The organism is Saccharomonospora halophila 8, from assembly GCF_000383775.1.
In the GTDB taxonomy this organism is placed as follows: domain Bacteria; phylum Actinomycetota; class Actinomycetes; order Mycobacteriales; family Pseudonocardiaceae; genus Saccharomonospora; species Saccharomonospora halophila.
This window is the reverse complement of the sequence record NZ_KB912530.1, coordinates 25,301-30,637: the sequence shown is the minus strand read 5'-3', so window position 1 is coordinate 30,637 and position 5,337 is coordinate 25,301. Positions and strand designations below refer to the sequence as shown.

At 71.7% G+C, this 5,337-nt stretch carries 6 protein-coding genes; 5 read left to right on the top strand and 1 reads right to left on the bottom strand.

Features of this window, described 5'->3' with window-relative positions; translation table 11 throughout:
* Positions 1-117 precede the first annotated feature (117 nt).
* Complete coding sequence (locus SACHA_RS0109540; RefSeq protein ID WP_019809217.1) at positions 118-657, bottom strand: low molecular weight protein-tyrosine-phosphatase; 540 nt, start codon at positions 655-657, stop codon at positions 118-120.
* Positions 658-1,056: 399 nt separating this feature from the next.
* On the opposite strand from SACHA_RS0109540, the gene SACHA_RS26530 reads away from it, so the two are divergent.
* Genes SACHA_RS26530 through SACHA_RS0109515 form a run of 5 tightly spaced genes read left to right on the top strand, consistent with a single transcriptional unit; the run spans position 1,057 to position 5,181 of the window.
* The gene (locus SACHA_RS26530; protein WP_332253596.1) at positions 1,057-2,529 is read left to right on the top strand and encodes a sensor histidine kinase; all 1,473 of its coding nucleotides are present in this window, start codon (positions 1,057-1,059) and stop codon (positions 2,527-2,529) included.
* Positions 2,530-2,575: 46 nt separating this feature from the next.
* Positions 2,576-2,995, top strand: a complete 420-nt coding sequence (locus tag SACHA_RS0109530) for a roadblock/LC7 domain-containing protein (protein WP_019809215.1) — start codon at positions 2,576-2,578, stop codon at positions 2,993-2,995.
* Complete coding sequence (locus SACHA_RS0109525; RefSeq protein ID WP_007026563.1) at positions 2,992-3,351, top strand: DUF742 domain-containing protein; 360 nt, start codon at positions 2,992-2,994, stop codon at positions 3,349-3,351. Before SACHA_RS0109530 ends, SACHA_RS0109525 begins: the two co-directional genes overlap by 4 nt.
* Entirely contained in the window at positions 3,332-3,967 is a 636-nt protein-coding gene (locus SACHA_RS0109520; protein WP_019809214.1) for a GTP-binding protein, read from the top strand. The genes SACHA_RS0109525 and SACHA_RS0109520 overlap by 20 nt, the downstream gene beginning before the upstream one ends.
* Positions 3,964-5,181 (top strand): cytochrome P450, encoded by a 1,218-nt coding sequence (locus SACHA_RS0109515; RefSeq protein WP_019809212.1) that lies wholly within the window; start codon positions 3,964-3,966, stop codon positions 5,179-5,181. The genes SACHA_RS0109520 and SACHA_RS0109515 overlap by 4 nt, the downstream gene beginning before the upstream one ends.
* The last annotated feature ends 156 nt before the right edge of the window (positions 5,182-5,337 follow it).

Here is a 5,337-nt window from a genome sequence, read left to right as displayed (position 1 = left end):
GGCGGCCGTTCGGCAGGGTCGCGACCACCGCGCCACCGCCGAGCGCCCCCGTGCCGGTGGGGGCGGTGCCGACGTGCCGCGTGATCGCCTCCTCGGCGTCGGTCGGGCTCCCGGTCGTCACCGGTTCTCCCGCACCCAGTCGAGCAGCCCGGCCACGGAACGCTCGATCATGCCGAGGACGTCGGTGAACCCGTCCCCCGCGCCGTAGTACGGGTCGGGAATCTCGGCGCCCGGCGGCGCCGTCGGGTCGAAGCCGCGCAGGAGCCGCACGTCGGCGTACGGTCCCGCCAGTGCCCGCAGTTCGTCCAGGTGGCCGCCGTCGGCGGCGAGCAGGAGGTCGGCGTCCAGATGCCGGGGGCCGACCTGTGCGGCGACGTGGTCGTCCGGGTAGCCGTGCTCGACCAGGGTCGCCCGCGCCCTCGGGTCGGCCCGTTCGCCGACGTGCCACGAGCCGAGCCCGGCGCTGACGATCTCCACCCCGTCGTCCAGCCCGGCGGCGCGCAGGTGTTCGGTGAACACCGACGCCGCCATCGGCGACCGGCAGATGTTGCCGGTGCACACGAAGGCGATCGTCAACGGACGGCCGCGCGCGGCGCCGCCCCCGTCCGCTCCCGCCGTGTCGGCATCCGTCCGCGGGATCCCCGTGTCGTCGACCATGTCCCCCAGTGTGCCGCTCCCGGGTCCACCGTCGGTGCCGGGTACCGCCCGTCGTGTCCGCGTGCCGTCCCGGACACCGCGCCGATGACGTGGCGTGCCTTTTTCGCGACTCGCGGTGCCACCTCTCTGGCCGGGGCGGGGCACGACCTACTAGGCTCTCGGTCTCGTCGACGCGATTCGAGGGGCGGTCGTCGGCGCGAGGCCATACTGATGTCACAGGTACATTTGGGGGCTCCCATTTCCCTGTCCGAAGGGTGGCGCGACACCGGTTCGCGCTCGCCGCTGGTCCGAGCTTCGCTCGTCCTGCTCGTCTCGGTGCTCGTCACCGGGGGCGTGTGGCTGTGGGTGGCATGGGAAACACCCGTGGCGCAACGACCGCTGGTGGCCACTGTGGGCGGTGTGACGGCACTACTGGCGTGTGCCGCGGCGGCGTTCGCGGTGTACCGGGACGGGTGGTTGTCGTCCGCCCGCGGCGAGGCGGCCGACCGGCGCACCGAACTGGAGCGACTGGCCGACGACACGCTCCCCGCCGCGGTGGACCGACTGCGCGAGGGCGCCTCGGCGGACACCGTGCTGGCCGAGATGCCGCGACCGTCGGACGAGGTCCACGCGCGCCTGCTGCGGCTGCTGGTCCGGGAGATCAGTGTCGGGGAACGCCAGCGCGCGGCGGCGATGTCGGCGTGTGCCAACGCGGCCGGGCGCGTGCAGGCGATGGCGACCAGCATGCTCGCCGATCTGCGCGAGATGGAGCACCGGCACTCCGAGGATGTGCTCGGGGATCTGCTCAGCCTGGACCACAGCACCGCGCAGGCGGGCAGGCTCGCGGACAGCATCGCCGTGCTGACCGGTGCCCGGTCCGGACGGCGCTGGACGAAGCCGATCGTCATGGAGAGCATCCTCCGCGGTGCGATGGGCCGGATCCGCGCCTACCAACGGGTGCGCCTGCACTCGACGAGCACCTCGGCGATCGTCGGGTACGCGGCCGAGGACGTGATGCACGCGCTGGCCGAGCTGATGGACAACGCCACCAAGTTCTCCGCGCCGTCGGAGGAGGTGCACGTCTACGTCGAGCAGCTGCACACCGGCATCGTCATCACGGTGGAGGACGGTGGGCTGGGGATGAAGCCGCAGGCGCTGGAGCGGGCCGAGCGGTCGGTCTCGAGTACCGTCGGGCTCGATCTGACCAAGCTGTCCGGCAGCAGGCTCGGCCTCGCCGTCGTCGGGTGCCTGGCCCGCAAGCACAAGCTCCAGGTGTACTTCCGGCCCTCGTCCCGCGGTGGCACCGGTGTGGTGCTGCGGATCCCGAACCACCTGGTGACCCAGCCCCGCCAGGAGCAGGTTCCCGCCCCTTCGGGGCAGACCGCCCGGAACACCCTGTCGGACACCCGCACGTCCCGGGCCGAGGCCACCGTGCGGGACCGCTCCGCGGTGGCCGGTGCGTCGTCCGCCACGGCGACGCTGCCGGGGACGCGGCGACCAAAGGGCACGACCGCGGACCCCACCGCCGGTGCCGGTCCGTCCGAAACCACGACACCCGGGACGAGCACGGCACCCGGGACCACGACCCCCGGGAGTGCCGCGCCGGGTGGGGCGGTTCCCCCCGGAGCGCCGGGCACCGCGAACCCGTGGCCCGGGCAGGACGCCGATGACGAACCACCGTCGGAGCCACAGCGGAACTCGGCGTTGCGGAAGCTGCCGAAGCGGCGCCGGGGCGAGACCCTGGCTTCGGCTCCCCAGCCGCCCCGGCAGCCCCGCGCCGGGTCCGACCGGCCTCGCGGCGACGCGGGAGCGCGGTTCGGGGCGTTCCGCCAGGCTCTGCGTTCAGACAAACAGGACACCGCATCCCCGGAATCGCGGCCGGATTCCGACTGATCCGCACCGGCCGCACCACCCGACCGCAGCTGACAAGGATCGCGTGATGACTACCACCAACCAGAGTCTCGAATGGTTACTGGAGCGTCTGCTGGAGCAGACGCCGGGCGCGCACCACGCGCTGGTGCTCTCCAGGGACGGACTGAAGCTGTGTCACACCCAGGGGCTCGGCGTCGACCGGGCCGACCAGCTCTCCGCCGTCGCCGCGGGCGTGCAGGCGCTCGCGCAGAGCGCGTCGATGGAGTTCGGGGACGGCTCCGGGGGAGTACGCCAGTCGATGACCGAGTTCCACGGCGGGCTGCTGTTCATCGTGGAGGCGGGGGAGGGGGCGCACCTGGCCCTGCTCGCCGAGGAGGATTCCGACGTCGGTCTCGTGGGGCACAAGCTGAACGAGCTGGTCGAACAGCTCGGACCGTTCCTGACGGCCCCGCCCCGCAGGCCCGGACCCGACGGTCGACCGGCATGATCCGGCACGCGATCGACAGTGAGGACCCGGACCGGCTCTACACCGTGACCGGGGGGCGCAGCCGCGCCGACGACAGCGACCTCGACCTCGTCACGCTGATCGTGGGTGAGTCGGATCCGGCCCCCGGGATGCAGTCCGAACACGCGCGGATCCTGCGGATCTGCCGGTATCCCACCGCGGTCGTGGAGATCGCCTCGGAACTCGACCTGCCGGTCAGCGTCGTGAAGATCCTGATCACGGACCTGCTGGGCACCGGCCAGGTCACGGCCCGCCATCCCAGCGCGCGCCGGACCACGGCCGAACTGCCCGACCCGGCCTTCCTCGAAAAGGTGCTCGTTGGACTCCACAATCTCTGATCCCACCTCCTCCGATCCCACCGCCGGTCCCGCCACCGACCGCACGCCGCTGCACAGCACGGCGGCGGACGGCGTGAAGATCGTCGTCGTCGGCGGGTTCGGTGTCGGCAAGACCACGATGGTGCGCTCGGTGAGCGAGATCCGCCCGCTCAACACCGAGGAGACGATGACCCAGGCCGGCCTCGGAGTCGACGAGAACGGCGAGGTCGACGCGAAGAACACCACCACGGTGGCGTTCGACTTCGGTCGCATCACCCTCAACGAGGAGATGGTGCTGTACCTGTTCGGCGCCCCCGGGCAGCAACGCTTCTGGTTCCTCTGGGACCGGTTGTTCGCGGGCACCCTCGGCGCGGTCGTGCTGGTGGACACGCGCCGGGTGGAGGACTCCTGGTACGCCATCGACCGGTTGGAGCACCACGGCACCCCCTTCATCGTGGTCCGGAACAACTTCCCGGGTGCCACGCACGATCTCGACGAGTTGCGTGAGGCGCTGAGCCTCGCCGACGAGGTGCCGCTGATCGACTGCGACGCCCGTGACCGGGAGTCGTCCAAGCGGGTCCTGATCACCCTCGTCGACCACCTGTACACGATGTCGACCCAGGGAAGTACGTCATGACCGACCTCCGGTCGTCGCTGGACAACGCCGAACCGCTCTACGGCGAGCGGTTCCGTCACGACCCGGCCGTGCTGTACGCCGACATCCGCAGCCGGCACGGCCCCGTCGCCCCGGTCCTGCTCGACGGGGACATCCCGGCGTGGTTCGTGATCGGCTACCGGGAACTGCACCAGGTGGCGTCCAATTCGGACCTGTTCGCCCGGGACACCCGACGGTGGAACATGTGGGACCGGGTGCCCGAGGACTGGCCCCTGATGCCGTACGTGATGCACAACCCGTCGGTGATGTTCGCCGAGGCGGAGGAACACCGGCGCCGCGCCGGGGCGCTCGGGGACGCCCTCGGCGCGTTCGACCAGTTCGAGATCGGCATGAACTGCGAACGCATCGCCGACGCGCTCATCGACACCTTCGCCGGCCGCGGCGAGGCGGAGCTGATGAGCGAGTACGTGCTCAAGATGCCGTTGTCGGTGCTGGCGACCATGTACGGCCTGCCCGAGGGCGACATCCCGACGCTGGTGCACGACATCCGCACGTCGCTGGACGTCGGCCCGGACGCGGGCCCCGCCTACGGGCGGGTGCAGCAGGCGATGGCGGAGCTGCTGACGCGGAAACGGTCGCTGCCCGGCCCGGACGTGCCGTCGACCCTGCTTGAGCACCCCGCCGGGCTGACCGATGAGGAGATCTCCCTCGACCTGCTGGTGGTGGCCTCGGCGGCGCAGCAGCCGACCGCGAACTGGATCGGCAACACGCTGCGGCTGATGCTCACCGACGAGCGGTTCGCCCTGACGCTGGCGGGGGGCCGGGAGAGTGTCGGGCAGGCGCTGACCGAGGTGCTGTGGCACGACACGCCGACGCAGAACTTCATCGGGCGGTTCGCGGCCCGGGACACCGAACTGGCGGGCAGGCGCATCCGCGCGGGGGACATGCTCGTCCTCGGCCTGTCGGCGGCCAACACCGACCCGAACGTGCGGCTGGCACTGCCGGACACGACGGGCAACCGGGCGCACATGTCGTTCGGGCACGGCGAGCACGGCTGTCCGTACCCGGCGCCGGAGGTGGCCGAGGTGATCGCGAAGACCAGTGTCGAGGTCCTGCTCGACCGGTTGCCCGACCTGAACCTGGGGCTGCCCGCCGAGGATCTGGTGTGGCATCCGTCGGTGTGGATGCGCGGGCTGACCCAACTCCCGGTCACCTTCACGCCCACCGCGGTGTGAGCACCGCGGGGTGAGCGCCGCGGGGTGAGCACCCGCGGGGTGAGCACCGCGGGATGAGCACCGCGGGATGAGCACCGCGGGATGAGCACCGCGGGATGAGCACCGCGGGATGAGCACCGCGGGATGAGCACCGCGGGATGAGCACCGCCGCGCCCC

Bases quoted from the DNA above. Each gene is read 5' to 3' on its own strand.
- SACHA_RS0109540 (WP_019809217.1), bottom strand. From the start codon at position 657: ATGGTCGACGACACGGGGATCCCGCGGACGGATGCCGACACGGCGGGA.
- SACHA_RS0109515 (WP_019809212.1), top strand. From the start codon at position 3,964: ATGACCGACCTCCGGTCGTCGCTGGACAACGCCGAACCGCTCTACGGC.
- SACHA_RS0109525 (WP_007026563.1), top strand. From the start codon at position 2,992: ATGATCCGGCACGCGATCGACAGTGAGGACCCGGACCGGCTCTACACC.
- SACHA_RS0109530 (WP_019809215.1), top strand. From the start codon at position 2,576: ATGACTACCACCAACCAGAGTCTCGAATGGTTACTGGAGCGTCTGCTG.